17 protein-coding genes are annotated in these 19,674 nt (G+C 65.5%); 10 read left to right on the top strand and 7 right to left on the bottom strand.

The annotated features are described in order from the left end of the window. Positions 1-234 precede the first annotated feature (234 nt). A complete protein-coding gene (gene metG / locus NCS02_RS03705) occupies positions 235-2,382 on the top strand; it encodes a methionine--tRNA ligase (RefSeq protein WP_008351060.1) in 2,148 nt (715 codons plus the stop codon). A 64-nt stretch (positions 2,383-2,446) separates the two neighbouring features. Here metG and NCS02_RS03700 read toward each other — a convergent pair whose 3' ends face one another. Further along, positions 2,447-6,610 carry a translocation/assembly module TamB domain-containing protein gene (locus NCS02_RS03700; protein ID WP_250519325.1) on the bottom strand — a complete coding sequence of 1,388 codons (4,164 nt, stop codon included), beginning with the start codon at positions 6,608-6,610 and terminating at the stop codon, positions 2,447-2,449. Between the two features lie 32 nt (positions 6,611-6,642). Continuing rightward, positions 6,643-8,376, bottom strand: coding sequence for an autotransporter assembly complex protein TamA (locus tag NCS02_RS03695; protein WP_239295371.1), 1,734 nt, complete (start codon positions 8,374-8,376; stop codon positions 6,643-6,645). Positions 8,377-8,709: 333 nt separating this feature from the next. On the opposite strand from NCS02_RS03695, the gene NCS02_RS03690 reads away from it, so the two are divergent. The 4 genes from NCS02_RS03690 (at position 8,710) to panD (ending at position 11,107) form a co-directional block, all read left to right on the top strand. Further along, positions 8,710-8,898, top strand: coding sequence for a DUF3460 family protein (locus NCS02_RS03690; protein ID WP_174447747.1), 189 nt, complete (start codon positions 8,710-8,712; stop codon positions 8,896-8,898). Positions 8,899-8,984: 86 nt separating this feature from the next. Continuing rightward, positions 8,985-9,812: a segregation and condensation protein A gene (locus NCS02_RS03685; protein WP_034472990.1), complete on the top strand. Its 828-nt coding sequence runs from the start codon at positions 8,985-8,987 to the stop codon at positions 9,810-9,812. A 60-nt stretch (positions 9,813-9,872) separates the two neighbouring features. Beyond that, a complete protein-coding gene (gene panC, locus NCS02_RS03680) occupies positions 9,873-10,706 on the top strand; it encodes a pantoate--beta-alanine ligase (protein ID WP_008351071.1) in 834 nt (277 codons plus the stop codon). A gap of 14 nt (positions 10,707-10,720) precedes the next feature. Next, positions 10,721-11,107 (top strand): aspartate 1-decarboxylase, encoded by a 387-nt coding sequence (gene panD, locus NCS02_RS03675; protein ID WP_008351073.1) that lies wholly within the window; start codon positions 10,721-10,723, stop codon positions 11,105-11,107. Between the two features lie 57 nt (positions 11,108-11,164). Here panD and NCS02_RS03670 read toward each other — a convergent pair whose 3' ends face one another. Then, positions 11,165-11,791 (bottom strand): ParA family protein, encoded by a 627-nt coding sequence (locus tag NCS02_RS03670; RefSeq protein ID WP_008351074.1) that lies wholly within the window; start codon positions 11,789-11,791, stop codon positions 11,165-11,167. Positions 11,792-11,968: 177 nt separating this feature from the next. On the opposite strand from NCS02_RS03670, the gene NCS02_RS03665 reads away from it, so the two are divergent. Continuing rightward, on the top strand, positions 11,969-12,388 hold the full coding sequence (locus NCS02_RS03665; RefSeq protein ID WP_034472911.1) for a PaaI family thioesterase: 420 nt from the start codon (positions 11,969-11,971) through the stop codon (positions 12,386-12,388). Here the strand turns inward: NCS02_RS03665 and NCS02_RS03660 are convergent. Continuing rightward, a complete protein-coding gene (locus tag NCS02_RS03660) occupies positions 12,382-13,857 on the bottom strand; it encodes a cobyric acid synthase (RefSeq protein ID WP_244807771.1) in 1,476 nt (491 codons plus the stop codon). The genes NCS02_RS03665 and NCS02_RS03660 overlap by 7 nt on opposite strands. A gap of 56 nt (positions 13,858-13,913) precedes the next feature. On the opposite strand from NCS02_RS03660, the gene cobU reads away from it, so the two are divergent. Genes cobU through NCS02_RS03640 form a run of 4 tightly spaced genes read left to right on the top strand, consistent with a single transcriptional unit; the run spans position 13,914 to position 17,299 of the window. Next, positions 13,914-14,462 carry a bifunctional adenosylcobinamide kinase/adenosylcobinamide-phosphate guanylyltransferase gene (cobU, locus tag NCS02_RS03655; RefSeq protein ID WP_244807770.1) on the top strand — a complete coding sequence of 183 codons (549 nt, stop codon included), beginning with the start codon at positions 13,914-13,916 and terminating at the stop codon, positions 14,460-14,462. Between the two features lie 4 nt (positions 14,463-14,466). Next, on the top strand, positions 14,467-15,408 hold the full coding sequence (gene cbiB, locus NCS02_RS03650; RefSeq protein ID WP_244807769.1) for an adenosylcobinamide-phosphate synthase CbiB: 942 nt from the start codon (positions 14,467-14,469) through the stop codon (positions 15,406-15,408). 5 nt (positions 15,409-15,413) lie between these two features. Further along, a complete protein-coding gene (gene cobD, locus NCS02_RS03645) occupies positions 15,414-16,409 on the top strand; it encodes a threonine-phosphate decarboxylase CobD (RefSeq protein WP_244807768.1) in 996 nt (331 codons plus the stop codon). After that, a complete protein-coding gene (locus tag NCS02_RS03640) occupies positions 16,406-17,299 on the top strand; it encodes a cobalamin-binding protein (protein ID WP_244807767.1) in 894 nt (297 codons plus the stop codon). Before cobD ends, NCS02_RS03640 begins: the two co-directional genes overlap by 4 nt. Here the strand turns inward: NCS02_RS03640 and NCS02_RS03635 are convergent, their stop codons facing one another. Genes NCS02_RS03635 through cobT form a run of 3 tightly spaced genes read right to left on the bottom strand, consistent with a single transcriptional unit; the run spans position 17,300 to position 19,666 of the window. Then, positions 17,300-17,869: a histidine phosphatase family protein gene (locus NCS02_RS03635; RefSeq protein WP_244807766.1), complete on the bottom strand. Its 570-nt coding sequence runs from the start codon at positions 17,867-17,869 to the stop codon at positions 17,300-17,302. After that, positions 17,854-18,612 (bottom strand): adenosylcobinamide-GDP ribazoletransferase, encoded by a 759-nt coding sequence (locus NCS02_RS03630; RefSeq protein ID WP_244807765.1) that lies wholly within the window; start codon positions 18,610-18,612, stop codon positions 17,854-17,856. Before NCS02_RS03630 ends, NCS02_RS03635 begins: the two co-directional genes overlap by 16 nt. A gap of 1 nt (position 18,613) precedes the next feature. Then, positions 18,614-19,666 (bottom strand): nicotinate-nucleotide--dimethylbenzimidazole phosphoribosyltransferase, encoded by a 1,053-nt coding sequence (cobT, locus tag NCS02_RS03625; protein WP_244807764.1) that lies wholly within the window; start codon positions 19,664-19,666, stop codon positions 18,614-18,616. Between the last annotated feature and the right edge of the window lie 8 nt (positions 19,667-19,674).

Here is a 19,674-nt window from a genome sequence, read left to right as displayed (position 1 = left end):
TTGGACGCGGTGCTGCTGTCTGTCCTTACGGTAGGCGGATGGCGATGCCATCACCTGCCATTCTCCTCTTGTCGTTGTTGCTCCGGGGCCCGATTGGACCCCGGTTTTTTTTTTGGGCGCTCGAAACGCACTCCGCCCCATCCACCGCCGACTCCGCCCGCCTCTCCCCGCCCTGCTAAAATCGAGCTCCGCGTTTTTTCACAACCTCAAGCACTCCCACCGGGCCGCGCCTTTATGTCAGCACCGATTTCAGCCACTGCCACCGCCGCGCCTGCCGCTCAAGCCTTTGAAGGCGGCCGCCGCCAGATCCTCGTCACGTCCGCGTTGCCGTACGCGAACGGTCAGATTCATATCGGCCATATGGTCGAATACATTCAGACGGACATCTGGGTTCGGACGCTGCGAATGCATGGCCACGAGGTCTACTACGTCGGCGCGGACGACACCCACGGCACGCCAATCATGCTGCGCGCCGAGAAGGAAGGCATCACGCCGAAAGCGTTGATCGAGCGCGTGTGGAAAGAGCACAAGCGCGACTTCGACAGCTTCGGCATCTCGTTCGACAACTACTACTCGACCGATGCCGAGGAAAACCGCGAACTGTGCAACACGATCTACGGCGCGCTGCAGCAGGCGGGCCTGATCGAGGCGCGCGACATCGAACAAGCCTACGATCCGGTCAAGGAAATGTTCCTGCCGGACCGTTTCATCAAGGGCCAATGCCCGAAATGCGGCGCGAAGGACCAATACGGCGACAACTGCGAAGTCTGCGGCTCGACCTATCAGCCGACCGAACTGATCAATCCGTATTCGGTCGTGTCGGGCGCGACGCCGATCCGCAAGACGTCGACGCATTATTTCTTCAAGCTGTCCGATCCGCGCTGTGAGGAATTCCTGCGCGGCTGGGTCAGCGGTCTCGCTCAGCCCGAAGCCACCAACAAGATGCGCGAATGGCTCGGCGACAAGGGCGAAGCCAAACTCGCCGACTGGGACATTTCGCGCGACGCGCCCTACTTCGGCTTCGAAATTCCCGGCGCGCCGGGCAAGTATTTCTACGTCTGGGTCGATGCGCCCGTCGGCTATTACGCGAGCTTCAAGAATCTCGCGGACCGCATCGGCGTGAATTTCGGGGAATGGGTGAAGCCCGGCTCGAAGGCCGAGCAATATCACTTCATTGGCAAGGACATTCTGTATTTCCACACGCTGTTCTGGCCGGCGATGCTCGAATTCTCCGGCCATCGCACGCCGACGAACGTGTTCGCGCACGGCTTCCTGACCGTCGACGGCGCGAAGATGTCGAAGTCGCGCGGCACGTTCATCACCGCGCAGAGCGTCATCGACACGGGGCTGAATCCCGAGTGGCTGCGCTACTACTTCGCGGCGAAGCTGAACAGCACGATGGAAGACATCGACCTGAATCTCGAAGATTTCCAGGCGCGCGTGAACAGCGATCTCGTCGGCAAGTACGTGAACATCGCGAGCCGCGCGGCGGGCTTTCTCATCAAGCGTTTCGACGGCCGCGTGCAGGACAGCGCGATGCATCATCCGCTCGTCGCGCAACTGCGTTCGGCGATTCCGCACATCGCCGGCTTCTACGAGTCGCGCGAATACGGCCGCGCGCTGCGCACGACGATGGAACTGGCCGACGCCGTCAACGCCTACGTCGACACCGCGAAGCCGTGGGAACAGGCGAAGGATCCGGCGAACGCCGTCGCGCTGCATGAAACCTGCAGCGTGAGCCTGGAAGCGTTCCGCCTGCTGTCGCTCGCGTTGAAGCCGGTTTTGCCGAAGCTCATCGAAGCGGTGGAATCGTTCCTCGGCATCGCACCGCTCGTCTGGGCCGATGCCGACAAGCCGCTGTCGTCGGCGAGCGCGATCAACGCATACAAGCATCTGACGACGCGCGTCGATCCGAAGCAGATCGAGGCGTTGCTCGCCGCGAATCGCGAATCGCTCGCGCCGGCCGCGGAAGCCGCAGCCGCAACGGCGACGACAACAGCCGCTCCGGCCAAGACCGCCGCTAAGAAGCCGGACGATGCGGGCGTCATTTCCATCGACGACTTCGCGAAGGTCGATCTGCGTATCGCGAAGATCGTCGACTGCAAGGCCGTCGAAGGCTCCGACAAGCTGCTGCAACTCACGCTCGACGTCGGCGAGGACAAGACGCGCAATGTGTTTTCGGGCATCAAGTCGGCGTATCAGCCGCAAGATCTGATCGGCAAGCTGACCGTGATGGTCGTCAACCTCGCGCCGCGCAAGATGAAGTTCGGTCTGTCGGAAGGGATGGTGCTCGCGGCATCCGCCACGGACGAAAAAGCCGAACCGGGCCTCTACATTCTCGAGCCGCACAGCGGCGCGAAACCGGGCATGCGGGTGAAGTAACACGCATCGCATAACAAAAAGGGCACGCAGATCGCGTGCCCTTTTTGCTTGAAGCAGACGATGCTCAGTCCGATTCCACTTCCGTCGCCGATGCCCCGAACGGCGCGCTCACGCCCGACGCCCCCGAGGCCGCCGATGGCTGCACAGTCGACGCCCGCGATGCCGACGAAGACGAAGACGACGACCACAGCCTCGACCAGCGATTGAAGCGCCGCGTATAAGACAGATCGACGCCCTGATACGTCCCGCCGTACACCGTCACGGCCCAGAACCGCGACAGGTTCAGCGTCGCCTTGACCGCGTTGCTCGCCGATTGCAAGCCTTGCTCGTAGCCGATCACGAGCCGTTCGTTGATCGCCTTCGACAGCAGCACGACTTGCGGATCGGTCAGGCCCACTTCGCTCGATCCGACCGTGAACTCGTCCAGTCCGACCGTCTGCGCGATCTTCGCGCCGCCGCGGCTTCCGAGCAGCGCGAGCGCGCTCGTCATCGCGCTCTGCTGGCCGACGTTGTTGCCCTGATCGGTGCCGTGGCCGAACAGCAGCCACGAGAGCTTTTCGTTGTCTGGCACGCTCGGCTCGGAAATCAGCTTGGCGACCGGCGCCTGCACCGTGCCCGTCACCTGCACACCCGCCTCGACTTCCTGATTGCGCCGCATCGCGAGAATGTTGAGGCCGGGATTCGCCACCGGCCCGTTGAACGTGAAGAAACCGTTCTCGATGTTCAGCTTGCGCCCGAACGCCGTGTACGACGAACCCGGCGTCGTCACGCGCACGTTGCCGACCGCGCGCAGCGGCATGTTCGGCGCGCTCATCGCCGTAATCGTGCCCGCGAGGCCGAGGTCCGCACCCGCGCCCTTGAAGCGGAAGTGCTGACCGAGATCGATCCCGATGTTCGCGCGCGGCGTGAACGGCCCGACCGGCTTCTCGGTCTTCGCGGTGATCGACTGATTCTCGCCCTTGATCGTGCCATCGGGGCGCTCGATCACGACATCGTCGCCGAGAGACGGCGCGGACGATTCCGGCAGATCGATGAGCGCGTGATCGACGGTGAACTTGCCGTCGATCGCCATGCCGCCCTGCAAGCCCGCGTTCGCGATCGTCGCGCTGCCGGAGAGCATCAGCTCGCGATCCGGCGATGCGAACAGCTCCAGCTTGTCCGCGATGATGCTCGCGGTCAGATCGGGCTCCTGCTGATCGAGGCGCACCTTGCCGGTCGCGCGCAGCGTGCCGCTCGCGCCATGAAACTCGACGCGCTGAAAATCGACGAGATTCTCCGACAGCGCAATGCGGATGATGCCGTCCTTCAGTTGCACGCCCTGATCGACGACCGTCGCGGAAATGTTGTCGCCCGTCAGCGAGCCCGACAGATTCGGCTTCGCGACGATGCCCGCGATCACCAGCTTGAGCGCAATCCTGCCGCCGAGCAGATAGTTCGCGCCGAGCAGGCCGCCGGTCGTGCGCAATTCCGGCACGTTCGCGTTGATGGCGCCGGTCAGCGGCGCGTTGTCGTCGATGGTGAGCATGCCGTCGCGATTGACGAGCGGCGTGTGCACGTTGGCATCGATCACGCCGATGCGGCTCGCCTGGGCGTGCAGCGACGCGTTCAGGCGGTTGCCGTCGGTGAAATCCGCGCGCGCGGCGATATCGGAAATGCCGAGCGCCGACAGGCCGCGCGTACCGTCGATCGTCACGTCGCCGGCGCGGCGCTTGATCTGCGCGTAGCCCGTCGCGGTCGCGCCGAGCGTGAAGTTCCAGTCGCCGTCGAAAACGAGATCGGTGCGGATCGGCGGCTCCGCGCCCGTCAGCGTCTGGCGCACGTCGAGCAGATGCGGCACCGACAGGTTCGTCAGCGTGCCCGCCGATTGCAGGCGGCCGTTCTCCATCGCGAACGATTTCAGATTCAGCACCGCGCCTTCCGCGACGAGCCGCGTCGCGCCGAGCACGAGACGCTTCGGACCGTAGCTCACCGAAAGCGGCGATTCGAGATTCAGCGACGGCGTGCCCTTGTTCGACAGCTTCGTGATCGCGCCGTCCCAGTGCGGGCCGTCGGGCGCGTCGGTGAACTTGCCGTTCGCGCCGAGCGCGAGATTCACGGGCTGGCCGCGCACCTTGCCGGTCGCCGTCACGTCGAGCGTGTGATGCGCGCGCGTGCCGTTCAGATTCGCGTCGAGATTCGCGATGTCGATGTCTTCCGTGCTCGCATCGCGCGCCTTCAGCGTGAAGACGAGCGCGCCGTTCGCGCCGTCGCGGATATCGGCGCGGCCTTCCGCGTGACCGAGCCGATTCGCGCCGAACACGAGGCCATCGGCCTGATAGTTCGCCGCGATGTTCGGATGCGCGATCGAGCCGGTCAGATCGCCGTCCGCCTTCGCCGTGCCCGCGATGCCGAAGCCGAGCCGTTCGAGCGCGGGCGCGTCGACCTTGAAGCGCAGCCGGTCGCCGGGCGCGCCGAAGCTGCCGTTCAGATCGACGTTGTTGCCCGCCACCGACAGCGCCGCCTTGCTCGGCAACAGTCGCATGCCCGCGACCTGTATCGTGCCCTCGCCCGTCAGCGGCAGATTGTCGTACATGCTGTCGGTGAGCTTGAAGGTCGCCTTGGTCGTGAGCGTCGGCGCGAGTTGCCCCGATGCCGCCAGCGTGCCGTTCACGCGCGCTTCCACGACACGCGCCGGCGCGGCCGGCTTGTTCGACGGCTTCGCGCCTTTCTTCGCCGGCGCGGGCTTCGGCGCGATCAACTGCTGTTGCAGCAGCAGCGGATTGAACTCGACGATTTTCGCCTTCAGGTCGTAGCTCGAATTCGCGTCCTTCTTCAGCACGCCGCTCGCTTCGACGCGGCCCTTCCCGACCGTGAGCGTCACGTCGTCGAGCGTGGTCGCTTGCGGATCGAGCTTCACTTTGGCCTGCGCGCGGATCGCGGCTTTCGGATCGTTCAGGTCGGCGGCGATGCGCTGCGTGTCGCCATCCAGCTCGATGCGGATCGGTCCGGCGAAATCCGTCGGGCGCAGCGTCGGCTCGATCGCGTTCAGATCGAGCTTCGCGACCTTGAGGTCGAACTTGCCCTTGCCGCTTTTGAGCGCGCCGCCGCCCGTCACCGACGCGTTCTTCAGGAGCCGCACATCGAGATCGGTGATGCTTTGCTCGGACGCGTCGAGCCGCACGTTCGCGTGCGCGTCGATGAGCGGCAGCAGCTTCTTGTCGATGGAACCGGGCTTCGCGTTCACGATCGACACCGGCCCGGCGACGACGAACGCCTTCGGGTCCGCGCCTTCGACGGGCTTCACTTCGGCGCGCACGGCGAGGTCGGCCTCGGGCGCGCCCGGCGCGAACGCCTGCGGATTGACGTGATCGAACGTGACGAGCGCCGACTTGAGCGGCACGTCCGCGAACAGCAGCGCCTCGACGTGCGCGCGTCCGTTGAGTTTCAGGCCGCTCGCATCGACGTCGGCGATCAGGTCTTCGAGCGAGCCCGAGAGCCGCGCGCTCACGTTCACCGTTTCGTTGTTGACCTTGCCGGCATAGCCCGCATCGCCGGAAAGCGGAAACGGACGCGCGCCGCCATCGAGCTTCGCCGACGCCGTCACCGCGCCGAACGGCGTGTCGAGCCGCTCTACCGCCGCTTCGTGATGCTGGCCGTCGCTTCGGCCGTGGAAAAGCAGGCGCGAGAATTCGGTCGTCGCCGTGCCCTGATGCAGACGCAGTTTCCCGACGGAAAGATCGTTGATCGCAAGTTGAATCGGAATGCGCAGATCCTTGGGCAGTTCCGTTTTCTTGCTCGGCTCGTTCGACGGCGCAATGCGCGCATCGACCGTCCCGATGTGCAGATAATCGATCGTGAAGCGCAGCGGCTCGCGTGTGAGCGCCCAGCGGCCCGACACGCTATCGACCGCGATATCCGTGCCCTTGCCGTCCTTCCAGCGCACGTCGCGCAGTTGCAGGCCGGTCGCGATGGCGCCGCCGTCGAGCTTGCCGGTAAGTTGCCCCTTGAGCAGCTTCGTTGCCGCGTTCCATGCGTAGCGCGTGCCGCGCTCGGTCGTCAGCACGTAAAAGACCGTGCCGATGGCGATCCCGGCGATCAGCACGACGACGAGCACGAGCGCGCCGATCCACCGCGCCAAACGGCGCCAGCCGCTTTTGCGCGGCGGCGGTGTCTGCGCGCCGCCGTCGCCGCCGCCAACGTTTTCGGGCGGCGGCGCTTCGGCGTCCGCCTGCTTGTTCGGGTCCGTCATGCCGATTCAATGTCCTTCATCGTTCTCACGCATCAGAACGCGATGCCGAGCGTCAGATACGGTTTGATGCTCTTGTTCTTCAGCCCATACGCCAGGTCGACGTTGACCGGGCCGACGGGACTGCGCCAGCGCGCGCCGACGCCCACGCCCGGATCGAACACGCGCTCGCTCCAGTTGTCGGTCGCGGTGCCGATGTCGAAGAACACCGCGCCGCCCCAGTCGTGCGTGAACCAGTGCTGATATTCGCTGCTGGCCGTCACCATGTATTTGGTCGGCAGGATCGAGCCGGCCACATTGTTGCCGATGCTGAGATAGCTATAGCCGCGCACCGAATTCGCGCCGCCCGCGCGGAACAGCAGCGAAGCCGGCACGCCGCTCGACGGCCCGCTCGTGAACACGCCGCCGAACTCCGCGCGAAACACGAGCAGATCGTTCTTGCCGAGCGGCACGTATTGCAGCGCGTTGGTGTACAGGCGCGCGAAAGTCTGATCGGCCATCACGCCCTTGACGGCGAAACCCGCCTCCGCGCGGATGATGTTGCCGCGGCGCGGAAACAGCGGATCGTCGACGTCGCGGCGCACCCAGCTCCACGCGGGCACGAGCGCACGCGCCGTCGACGGATTCGGCTCGTTCTGCGTCAGGCGGTCGTCGTAGAAGGTCAGCGAATACGTCGTGTCGATGTTCTGACGCGAGCGCGAACGCTGCACGCCGACGCGCCCGCTATAGATCTTCGTGCTCGAGACGTCGGTGATCGTGTACGAGCCGAACACGGCGTTGACCCAGCCGGACGAATCGGGCGGCATCGCGAGTTGCACGCGGCCGTATTGCTGCGTCTGGTCGAGCCGCCCGGAAATCGTGAACGGGTACGCCGCGCCGAACGTATTGAGATAGCTGTAGGCGCCCTGAATGTGGAAACCCGTGTCCGTCGCGTAACCCACGCCGTAGCGGATGCTGTTGTACGGATACTCGCTCACCTTCACATGCAGCGGTGTGTCGACCGGCTTGTTCACGTCGCTGTCCGCATCGATCGCGACGCTCGCGTAATACGGCGTGTTCTGGATCTGGCGCTGCAACTCGTTCAGGCGAGCGATGTCGTAGACCTCGCCTTCGCGGATCGGATTCACATGGTCGATGATCCACGCGGGATAGCGCTTCGGGCCGCTCACCTCGAGCTTGCCGAGCGTGAAGGTCGGGCCGCTGTCGAACGTCACGGAGAGATCGGCCAGATGCGCGCGCGGATTGATGCGCGCCTGCGAACGCACGATCTTCGCGCCGAGATAGCGTTTCGATTGCAGGGCCCGCAGCGCGGCGTTTTTCGCGTCGTCCCAGCCGCTTTGCGTGAAAGGATCGCCTTCGCTGACCGAAAAAGCGAAACGCGCCGCGTTCTCCTGCGCGCGATCTTCGGTCGTCACCGCGCCCGTGAAATTCAGTTGCACCGAGGCGACCATCGTGCGCGGGCCGGGATCGACGCTCACCTTGACGTTGCGCTTGTCGTCGACGGTCGTGACGTCCGTACGCACGATGGGCGTGAAATAGCCTTCCGTCGCGACGAGATCGCGCACGTCCTTCGGCGTCGCGGTGACGAGGAACTGGAACTGGTCGTCGCTGACGTCGTCGCGCTTGGCGAAACGGGAGAGATCGAGGTTCTCCTTCAGCAGCTTCTTGATGCTGCGCGGCGCGTCGATGTCGACGTCGTACTTGGCGCAAGCGGGCGCAGCGAAGCCGAACGCGACGAGCGCCACAATCAGGGCCGGCCAGCGGCTCATGCCGCGCGGCCTTACGCGCCACGCGCGCAGCGGATCAAACGAACGCCCCGCCAAACGTGACCTCCGGCATCGGGAAAAAGTGGGATTCGAGGTAAAACTTGCAGCCGACGCAATCGGACGCAGGCGCTATTTCACCACATCGGCATGGACGCACGCCGCAAAAGCGGCCATCTCGCGCCGGACGTGCGCCGTTGGACGGCTGCGCGCCGCGTGGGTTCCGCGAAAGCTGCACGCGCGTGCGCCTTCCGGGCGACGAAACTGCCGCGCGCTTGCGGTAAAATTGCGCGCACAGGCAAAATCACAGGCTCACGCCTCGACCTCAACGGAAGCCGGATCATGTATCAGTCGGATATCACCCAGTTCATCAATCAGTTGAAAGAGCAGAAGCCCTCGCTGGAAGAAGAACAGCGCCGCGGCCGCGCGCTACTGTGGGACAAGCAGCCGATCGACCTCGACGAGCGCACCACGCAGCAGCAATCGCGCGTGAACCAGACGCCCTACGTCTATTACCAGAACTTCTGAACGTGAGCGCAGCAGGCCGCGAGCCGCAATCGTCCGCGCATTCGCCGTCTGAGGCAAAGCGCGACGAAGCCCGGGAAGACCGTGCCGTGGCGCTCGCCACGCCCGCAACCGATTCGACGCCCGACACCATCGACGGCGTCGCGATCGCGCACCTGTACGGCGAGCCGCTCTGGAAGCTGCCGACCGACCTGTACATCCCGCCCGACGCGCTCGAGATCTTTCTCGAAGCCTTCGAAGGCCCGCTCGACCTGCTGCTCTATCTCATCCGCAAGCAGAACTTCAACGTGCTCGACATCCCGATGGCGGATGTCACCGCGCAATATCTCGGCTACGTCGATCAGATTCGCGAATCGAATCTCGAGCTGGCGTCGGAATATCTGCTGATGGCCGCGATGCTGATCGAGATCAAGTCGCGCATGCTGCTGCCGGTCAAGAAGGCCGACACCGGCGAGGAAGCCGAAGATCCGCGCGCCGAACTCGTGCGGCGTCTGCTCGAATACGAGCAGATGAAACTCGCCGCGCAGAAGCTCGACCAGTTGCCGCAACTCGGCCGCGACTTCCTGCGCGCGGACATTTACATCGAGCAGTCCGCCGAGCAGCGCTTCCCCGACGTCGACATGAACGACCTGCGCGCCGCGTGGGCCGACGTCATCAAGCGCGCGAAGCTCGTGCAGCATCACAAGATCACGCGCGAAGAGCTTTCGGTGCGCGAGCACATGAGCGTGATCCTGCGGCGTCTGCAGAACGCGCGCTTCATGGAGTTCACGGAACTCTTCGACACCACGCGCGGCGTGCCGGTAGTCGTCGTGAACTTCATCGCGATGCTGGAGCTGTCGCGCGAATCGCTGATCGAAATCACGCAGGCCGAACCCTACGCGCCGATCTACGTGCGGCTCGCGTATTCTCCTGCCTAGTCTTTCTTATCTTTTTCCGCGTGGCGGCGCACCGGCCGCTCGACAGGAGACACCCGCTCGATGAAAGTCATCAGCTCCATCCACGAACTGCGCGACCAGTTGCGCGGCCAGAACCGAACCGCCTTCGTCCCGACGATGGGCAACCTCCACGAAGGCCATCTCTCCCTGATGCGTCTCGCGCGCCAGCACGGCGATCCCGTGGTCGCGAGCATTTTCGTGAATCGTCTGCAGTTCGGCCCGAACGAAGATTTCGACAAATATCCGCGCACGCTGCAGGACGACATCGAAAAGCTGCAGAAGGAGAACGTCTACGTGCTGTTCGCGCCGACCGAGACGGACATGTATCCGGAGCCGCAGGAGTATCGCGTGCATCCGCCGCACAATCTCGGCGACATTCTCGAAGGCGAATTCCGCCCCGGCTTTTTCACGGGCGTGTGCACCGTCGTCATGAAACTGATGTCGTGCGTGCAGCCGCGCGTCGCGGTGTTCGGCAAGAAGGATTATCAACAGTTGATGATCGTGCGCGCCATGTGCCATCAGTTCGCGCTGCCGACGGAAATCGTCGCGGCGGAAACCGTGCGCGATGAAGACGGCCTCGCGCTGTCGTCGCGCAACCGCTTCCTGTCCGCCGACGAGCGCGCCGAAGCGCCGCAGCTCGCCGCCGCGTTGCAGCGCGTGCGCGAAGCCGTGCTGTCGGGCAATCGCGATATCGCCGCACTCGAACGCGACGCGATGAACGCGCTCGCCGACCGCGGCTGGAAGCCGGACTACATCAGCGTGCGCAAACGCTCGAACCTGATCGCGCCGGGCGCCGACGAAACCGACGCGCCGCTCGTCGTGGTCGCGGCGGCCAAGCTCGGCGCGACGCGTCTCATCGACAATCTGGAAATCTGAAGGAAGGAAGCATCATGCAGCGCACCTTGTTGAAATCGAAGATTCACCGCGCGACGGTCACGCATTGCGAATTGCATTACGAAGGCTCGTGCGCGATCGACGAAGACCTGCTCGACGCCGCGAACCTGATGGAAAACGAGCAGATCGACATCTGGAACGTGAACAACGGCGAGCGCCTGACCACGTACGCGATCAAGGGCGAGCGCGGCAGCGGCATGATTTCGCTGAACGGCTCGGCGGCGCGCCGCGCGCAACTCGGCGATCTCGTCATCATCGCGGCGTTCGCGCAAGTCGACGAGGAAGAGATCAAGGCGGGCTGGAAGCCGAACCTCGTGTTCGTCGACGAGGACAATCGCATCAAGGGCAGCCGCGATCACGTCCCGACGCAGAACTGGACCTGATTTCCGGGCGGTTTTCGTCCGACGAAGCCGGCGTTCCTCAACGGACGCCGGCTTTTTTCATTTCTTCGACACCCAGTCGATGATCGGCTCCCACTGCTCCAGATCCTTTTCGACGCGGCTTTTGGCCACGTCCCAGATCGTGAGGCCGTGCGCGGCGAGCTGCACGTAGTTCTGCGTATCGCGCAAGAAGCCGAGCACCGGCAAATCGAGTCCTTCGACGAAACGATGCAACTGTTCGGCCGAGCGCGTGCGTGCATCGACGCGCATGCCGACCACGCCGACCTGAATCGCGCCCTTCCTCACCGCCTTCTCCTTCGATAGCCGCGTGAGAAAGTCCTGCGTCGCGAGGATGTCGAACATCGACGGCTGGAGCGGCACGATCACTTTATCGGCGAGATCCAGCGCGAGCGACAGGCGGTTGCCGTGCACGCCGGCGGGCGTATCGACGACGGCTTTCTCCAGACCTTTGGGCGGCTTCGCGGGAGAATCGACGTCGACGGCCCATTCCTCGATCTTCGGCAGCATATCGACGCGCAGCGAAAGCCACGCGTGCGACGAGCGCTGCTTGTCGAGATCCGCGAGCGCGACCCATTCGCCTTGCGCCGCGAAATAGCCGGCCAGATTGGTTGCGAGCGTGCTTTTGCCGACGCCGCCTTTAGGATTTGCCACCACGATCACGGTCATGAAGTGTCCTGGATTTTGTTGGGCGCGCTCGCGCAGTGTTTCCGCGCCGCGCACGATTTCGTCTTGACTAGAACAGGTGCATGATTTCGAGCGTTGATATTATCGGCAAAACTCGCGCGGCCGGCATCTCTCCCGAACGGCCGTACGCCTTCCTCCATTTCAACCGACCGAACGCTCATGACGCCCCTTCGCCCCGATGTCACGCTCGATTTCCTTCGCAATCGCCAGAAAGGCCGCCTGCCCGAGCTGCTCGGCGTGCAACTGATCTCGCTCGATCAGGGCCAGTTGAGCGGCGAACTCACGATCCGCCCGGAATTGCTCGCGCCGAATGGCTTTCTGCATGCGGCGACGGTCGTCGGCCTCGCGGATACGTGTTGCGGCTACGCGTGCATCGCGCATCTGCCGGAGAAGGCGCAGAACTTCACGACGCTCGAACTGAAGAGCAACCACGTTTCGACGGCGCGCGAAGGCAGGATCGTCGCGAAGGCGACGGCCGTGCACCTCGGGCGCAGCACGCAGGTGTGGGACGCGACGGTCACGAACGGCGACGGCAAGCTGATCGCCATGTTCCGTTGCACGCAGATGATTCTTTATTGACCGAAGGCAGCTTGTAGCGCGTCCAGATCGAGCGACTGCGCGAACGAATCGGCGAGGCGATCCAGCGACGCCTCGCGCAGCGCCGGATAATCGAGCAGCTCGGCGTCTTTTACGCCCGCCCATGCGAGCAGCGCGGCGCAGGCTTCGGGCGTATCGAAAACGCCGTGCAGATACGTCGCGGCGATCTGGCCGTCATCCGATACCGCGCCGTCGACACGCCCGCCGTCCAGCGCGACCAGCGGCCGCGCGAGCGCCGGTCCGCGCGTGCGGCCCATGTGGATTTCATAGCCGCGCACGGGCGCTTTGGCATCGCCGATGGTCAACCGTCCGGTGACATTCTCCAGTTGCTTCTGCGGCGTTAGCACGGTCGAGAGATCGAGCAGCCCGAGGCCGCCCACGCACCCCGCCGCGCCTTCGACGCCATCGGGATCGTCGATCTCGCGTCCGAGCATCTGCATGCCGCCGCATATGCCGAGCACCTTGCCGCCGTATCGCAGATGCCGTTCGATCGCGCGATCCCAGCCGTTTTCGCGCAGCCATGCGAGATCGCGCTGCACGCTCTTCGAACCGGGCAGCACGATCAGATCGGCGGGCGGCGGCGCAACGCCCGCGCGCACATAGCTGAAGTCGATCTGACGATGCGCCCGCAGCGCATCGAAATCCGTGTGATTGCTGATGCGCGGCAGCGCCGGCACGATCACCTTCAGCGCGGGTGCATCGCCCCGCGTGTGCGGCTGGCTCGGCAGCATGTCCTCGGCGTCGAGCGTCAGGCCGTGCAGATACGGCAGCACGCCGAACACCGGCTTGCCCGTCTGCGCTTCCAGCCAGTCGAGCCCCGGCTTCAACAAGCCGATATCCCCGCGAAACCGGTTGATGACGAAGCCGCGAACGCGCGCCCTTTCGCTCTCCGACAAACACGCGAGCGTGCCGACGAGATGCGCGAACACGCCGCCGCGATCGATATCGGCGACGAGCACGACCGGGCAATCGACGCGCTCCGCGAAGCCCATGTTGGCGATATCGCCGTCGCGCAGATTGATTTCGGCGGGACTGCCCGCGCCTTCGACGATCACCGCGTCGAAGTCCTTCTGCAAGCGCTCGTACGACGCGAGCACGGCGTCGAACGCGATGCGCTTGTACGCGTGATACGCGCGCGCGTCGAGGTTCGCGTGCGCGTGACCGTGGATGATGACCTGCGCGCCGCGATCGCTCGTCGGCTTGAGCAGGACCGGATTGAAGTCGATGCGCGCATCGACGCCCGCCGCGATCGCCTGAAGCGCCTGCGCGCGGCCGATCTCGCCGCCATCGACGGTCACTGCGCTATTGAGCGCCATGTTCTGCGGCTTGAACGGCGCGACGCGCACGCCGCCGCGCCGGGCGAGGCGGCACAATCCGGCGACGAGCGTGCTTTTGCCGGCATCGGACGTCGTGCCCTGGATCATCAGCGTGCCGCGTGGCGTGAATGGCATCGGAGGATTCTCATGAAGAGCGACGCGCTATCTTAGCCCGTCAGTACAATATCGCGATGACCCCCGACCTCACTTTCATCCTCGGCGGCGCACGCTCCGGCAAGAGCGCGCACGCCGAACGGCTCGCCGCCGAAAGCGGCCTGCCCGTGACGTATATCGCGACTGCGCGCGTCGGCGACGCGGAGTTCGCCGAACGCGTGAAGCTGCATCGCGGGCGCCGGCCCGCACACTGGACGCTCGTCGAAGCGCCGCTCGATCTCGCGGGCGCGTTGCGCGAAGCGGATCGCGCGGGACATTGCGTGCTGATCGACTGCCTGACGCTGTGGCTCGCGAATCTGCTTTTTTCGAAAGAAGCGATGAGCGACGAAATCGCCGTTCTGCCCGACAGCGCCCGCGATGCCTTCGCGCAATTCGACGCAACGCTCGGGCAGACGAAAGGCAAAGTGATCGTCGTGAGCAACGAAATCGGGCTGGGCGTCGTGCCGCTCGGCTCCGTCACGCGTCTTTATGTCGATGAACTCGGCCGGCTGAATCAGCGCGTCGCGGCCGCGAGCACACGCGCGACGCTGATGGTCGCGGGCCTTCCGCTCGCGCTCAAGGGTTAGCGCGATGCTCCTTCTCTCCGCCTACGCAATGGCGCTTCTCGCCGTGCTCGGCGTGATCGTCGATCGCATCTTAGGCGAGCCGCGCGCGCGGCATCCGCTCGTCGGCTTCGGCAATCTCGCGACGAAGCTCGAAGCGCGCGTGAACACCGGCTTTCGCGCGCGGCCGGCGGGCATCCTCGCGTGGTTCGCGCTGGTCGCGCCGCCGGTCGGCATCGCGTGGTTTCTGGTCGGCGCGCTGCCGTTCGCGTATGCGTGTCTCGTGCATGTTCTGCTGCTCTGGTTCGCCCTCGGCGCGAAAAGCCTGCGCCAGCACATCGCGCCGATCGCTCGCGCGTTGAGTTTCGGCGATATCGATCACGCGCGCGTGCTGACGTCGCGCATCGTGTCGCGCGATACATCCCAAGCCGATGAAAACGCGCTCTCGCGCGCGGCGGTCGAATCGGCGCTGGAAAACGGCAACGATGCGATCTTCGGCGCGCTCTTCTGGTTCGCGGTCGCGGGCGGCCCCGGCGCGCTGATGTTCCGCCTCGCCAACACGCTCGACGCGATGTGGGGTTATCGCACGCCGCGCTTTCTGCGTTTCGGCTGGGCGGCCGCGCGCTTCGACGATGTGCTCAACTTCATCCCCGCGCGCCTCACGGCCGCGACCTACGCGCTCGCCGGCGACACGCACATGGCGTGGCACTGCTGGCGCACGCAGGCGCGCTCGTGGGATAGCCCGAACGCGGGGCCGGTAATGGCCTCGGGGGCCGGCAGTCTCAACGTGCTGATCGGCGGCGCGGCGGTGTACCACGGCGTGCTCGAAACGCGTCCGACGCTCGGCGCGGGCCATCCGGCGACGGCGAAGCATGTCGTCGCGGCGTTGCGGCTCGTCGAGCGCGCGACATTGATGTGGCTCGCGGTGCTATTGATGATCGCGGTTCTGAGCGTAACGACGAGTGGCTGACTGACATGACGCAATCCATCCGGCACGGCGGCAATCTGCGCGAGGCCGCGCGCCGCTACGCGATATCTCTCGATGACTGGCTCGATCTGTCGACCGGCATCAATCCGCACGGCTATCCGGTGCCGCCCGTCGCGCCCGATGCGTGGCGGCGCCTGCCCGAAGACGACGACGGCCTCGCCGAAGACGCCGCGCGCTACTACGGCGCGCCGCTCGCGTTGCCGGTGGCGGGATCGCAGGCGGCGATACGCGCGTTGCCCGCGCTTTTGCGCCGCGGCACGGCGGCCGTCGCGCCGCTCACGTACGGCGAATACGCGCCCGCGTTCGCACGCGCGGGCCACGCGATCGCCACGCTCGACATCACGAAGCACGATTTGCCCGATACGTTCGATCACGTCATCGTCGCCAATCCGAACAATCCGACGGCCGAGCGCGTCGCGCCCGACACGCTGCTTTCCTGGCACGAACAGCTCGCCTCGCGCGGCGGCACGCTGATCGTCGATGAAGCGTTCGCCGATACCGATCCCGCATCGTCGCTGGCGAGCGAGACGGCGCACGACGGGCTCGTCGTGCTGCGCTCGGTCGGCAAGTTTTTCGGGCTCGCGGGCATTCGCGCGGGTTTCGTGCTGGCCGCGCCCGCGCTCGCCGACGCGTTGCGCGACGCGCTCGGCGCATGGACCGTGAGCGGCCCGGCGCGACATGCGGTCGCCGCCGCTTTCGCCGATATCGCGTGGCAGCGCGAAATGCGCGAGCGTCTGCATCGCGATGGCGCGCGCCTTGCCGCATCGATCGCGATCTACGGTTTCGACGTGCGCGCGACGCCGCTTTTCGCGTGGACAGCGACGCCGAAAGCGCCCGAACTGCAACACGCGCTCGCGTTGCGCGGCATCTGGACGCGTCTTTTCGATCCGCCCGGCATGACGCCGAGCCTGCGCATCGGATTGCCAGGCGCGGAAGGCGACTGGGCGCGCCTGTCGCTCGCGCTGCGGGAGATTTGCGCGTGAGGTTGTGCCGTGCGATTGCCCTGCTGATCGGCTTCGCGGTGACGCAAGCGCATGCGATCACCGTCGTCGATGACAGCGGCGCGTCCGTCACGCTCGCGAAGCCCGCCGAACGTGTCGTCAGTCTCGCGCCGCATGTGACCGAGTTGCTGTTCGCGGCGGGCGGCGGCGCGCGCGTCGTCGGCGCGGTGACGTATAGCGATTATCCGAAAGAGGCGCAGGCGATTGCCCGCGTCGGCGACAACAAGGCGCTCGATCTCGAACGCATCGTCGCGTTGCATCCGGATCTGATCGTCGTGTGGCGGCATGGAAATGCGGCGCGTCAGATGGATCGGCTGCAGGCGCTCGGCGTGCCGATCTATTTCAGCGAGCCGAAGCATCTCGACGATATCGCGGCGAGCATCGGCAAGCTCGGCGCGCTGCTCGGCACGCAGAATGAGGCACGCGCCGCGTCCGATGCCTTCACGCGCGCGATTGCGCGATTGCGTGCGCGTTACGCGGAACGGCCGCGCGTGAGCGTGTTCTATCAGGTGTGGGACGATCCGTTGATGACGCTCAATCGCGACAACGTTTTCGACGAAGTGATCGGCTTGTGCGGCGGCGCGAACGTGTTCGCAGCCGAGAAACCGCGCGTGCCGACGATATCGACCGAAGCCGTGCTCGCGGCGAATCCGGAAGCGATCGTCACGGCGACACCCGGCGCGACGAAGCCCGATCGCCCGTTGCCCGCGCTCGAAAGATGGCGGCGCTGGACATCGATGACGGCGGTGGCGCGCGGCAATCTTTTCGGCATCGACGGCGATCTCATCAATCGGCCGACGCCGCGGCTTGCGCTGGGCGCGGATGAGCTGTGCCGCGATTTGGAAATCGCGCGCGAGCGGAGGACGAAGTAGTCAGGCGTTCCACCGCACAAGCAGCCACTGCCCGCGCACGCGCCTGAACCACGCGATCCCGCCGAAATCGAGCGGCCATTGCAACGCCGATTCACGCGCGACGCCGAGCAGATGCGCAGCAAGCACGCGCACGACGCCCGCATGCGCGACGACATGCACGGCCCGTTCATCGACACACGTCGCATCGAACCACGCGATCACGCGATGCGCGAACTGCGCGAGACTCTCGCCGCCGTGCGGACGCGCATGGGCGATATCGTCGGCCCATGCATCGATCAGCGCGCGATCGATCGCGTCCCACGCGCGCCCTTCCCACGCGCCGAAGTGCATTTCGGCCAGACGTGCGTCGAGATGAACGTCGCCGCCCAGCGCACGCGCGATCGAAGCGCAACGCACGAGCGGACTCGCGTGCCATCCATCGACGCATGGGGGCACGTTCAGCGCCTTCATGCGCGCCGTCAACGCGCTCGCCGATTCGCGCGCATCGCGCTGCAAAGGCACATCGGTTTGCCCGTAGCAAACGCCCGCATCGACGGCGACTTCCGGATGCCGGATCAGGACGAGATCCATGCGAGCCCTATGAGATAGATCGCGATCTCGAACACTTGCTGCGCGAAACCGAGGCAATCGCCCGTGTAACCGCCAATGCGCCGCACGAAGTACCGTCCGATGAACAAGCGCAGAACGATCAGCGCGACGATCGTCACGCACGCGAGCTTCCAGTCGGTCACGAAGAGCCACGGCAGGCCGAACGCGAGCGCCAGCGCGAACGACGACACGCTCATGCGCTGCGCGACCGGCTTCGCCTTGCCTTCGGCGCGCACGTAATCGAGCGTGACGAGATAGCTGATTGCGAACGCGCGGCTCGCGGCGTGCGCGGCGATCATCGTCCACGCGACGCGTTGCGGCGGCAATGCGGCGAGCGTCTGCCATTTCAGCGCGAGCGCGATCATCAACGCAATCGCGCCGAACGCGCCGATGCGCGAGTCGTGCATGATGCGTAACGCGTCCTCGCGCGTGTATGCGCCGCCGAAGGCATCGACGCAATCGGCGAGTCCGTCTTCGTGAAACGCGCCGGTCAAGACGAGCGTCGCGGCCATCGAAAGCAGCACCGCGATGCCCGCCGGAAACACGCGCAACGCCGCGAGATACACCAGCGCCGCGACGCCGCCGACCATCGCGCCGACGAGCGGAAAATAGCGCGCCGCCGCGTTCAGATAGTCGCGCTCGAAGCCGACCCAGCGCGGCACCGGCACGCGCGTGAAATAGCCGAGCGCGGTGAAGAAATAGCGCAGTTCGTCGAGCGGGCGCATCTCAGTCGGCTTTATTCGAGACGCCCGCCGACTCGAAGCTCGCCATTTCGTCGACGAACGCGACGGCCGCGCGCAGGATCGGCAACGCGAGCGCCGCGCCCGTGCCTTCGCCCAGACGCAACTCGAGTTGCAGCAGCGGCGCGGCACCGAAATGCGCGAGCATCCGGCGATGCCCCGTCTCGTTCGATGCATGCGCGAACACGCAATAGTCGAGCACGTCAGGCGCCATCTTCGATGCAACCAGCAACGCGGAAGTCGCGATGAAACCATCGACGAGTATCGTCATGCCCGCGCACGCGGCGGCGAGATACGCGCCCGTCATCATCGCGATTTCGAAGCCGCCGAAGGTCGCGAGCGTGTCGATCGCATCGCCTTCATCGCGATGCAGCGCGAGCGCTTTAGACAGCACCTCGCGCTTGTGCGCGAGTCCTCGCTCGTCGAGACCGGTGCCGCGCCCGACGCACTCGTCGATCGAAAGAACGCACAGACGGCTCATCAAACATGCCGCCGCCGACGTATTCGCGATGCCCATTTCGCCGAAGCCGATCACGTTCGTGCCGAGCGACGCGTGATGCCGCACGCGCGCCGCGCCGCGCGCGATGCCTTCGAGCGCGGTCTCGCGCGACATCGCGCGTTCGTGCGCGAAGTTGCGCGTGCCGAGCCCGAGCGACAGACGCTCGTATCCATGATCGATGGGAATCGGCGTCGCGACGCCCGCATCGACGACTTCGAGCGTCATGCCGACCGAGCGCGACAGCGCGTTGATCGCAGCGCCGCCCGCCAGAAAATTCGCGACCATCTGCGCGGTCACTTCCTGCGGATACGAGCTCACGCCCTCTTTCGCGATGCCGTGATCGCCCGCGAAGACGATCATCGCGGGACGCTCGATGCGCGGCTTCGCCGTGCGTTGAATCAGGCCCATTTGCAGCGCGATGTCTTCGAGCCGCCCGAGACTGCCGGGCGGCTTCGTCTTCGTGTCGATGATGCGGCGCAGTTCGCCTTCGATGGCGCGGTCGAGCGCGCGGGGCATCGGGATGCCGTTATTCGTGGACATCGGAATTC

The sequence above is a fragment of the Caballeronia sp. NCF2 genome (genome assembly GCF_023631205.1).
GTDB classification, from domain to species: Bacteria; Pseudomonadota; Gammaproteobacteria; order Burkholderiales; family Burkholderiaceae; genus Caballeronia; species Caballeronia zhejiangensis.
Note: the sequence above shows the minus strand (reverse complement) of the source record. Positions and strands in the feature narration are given on the sequence as shown.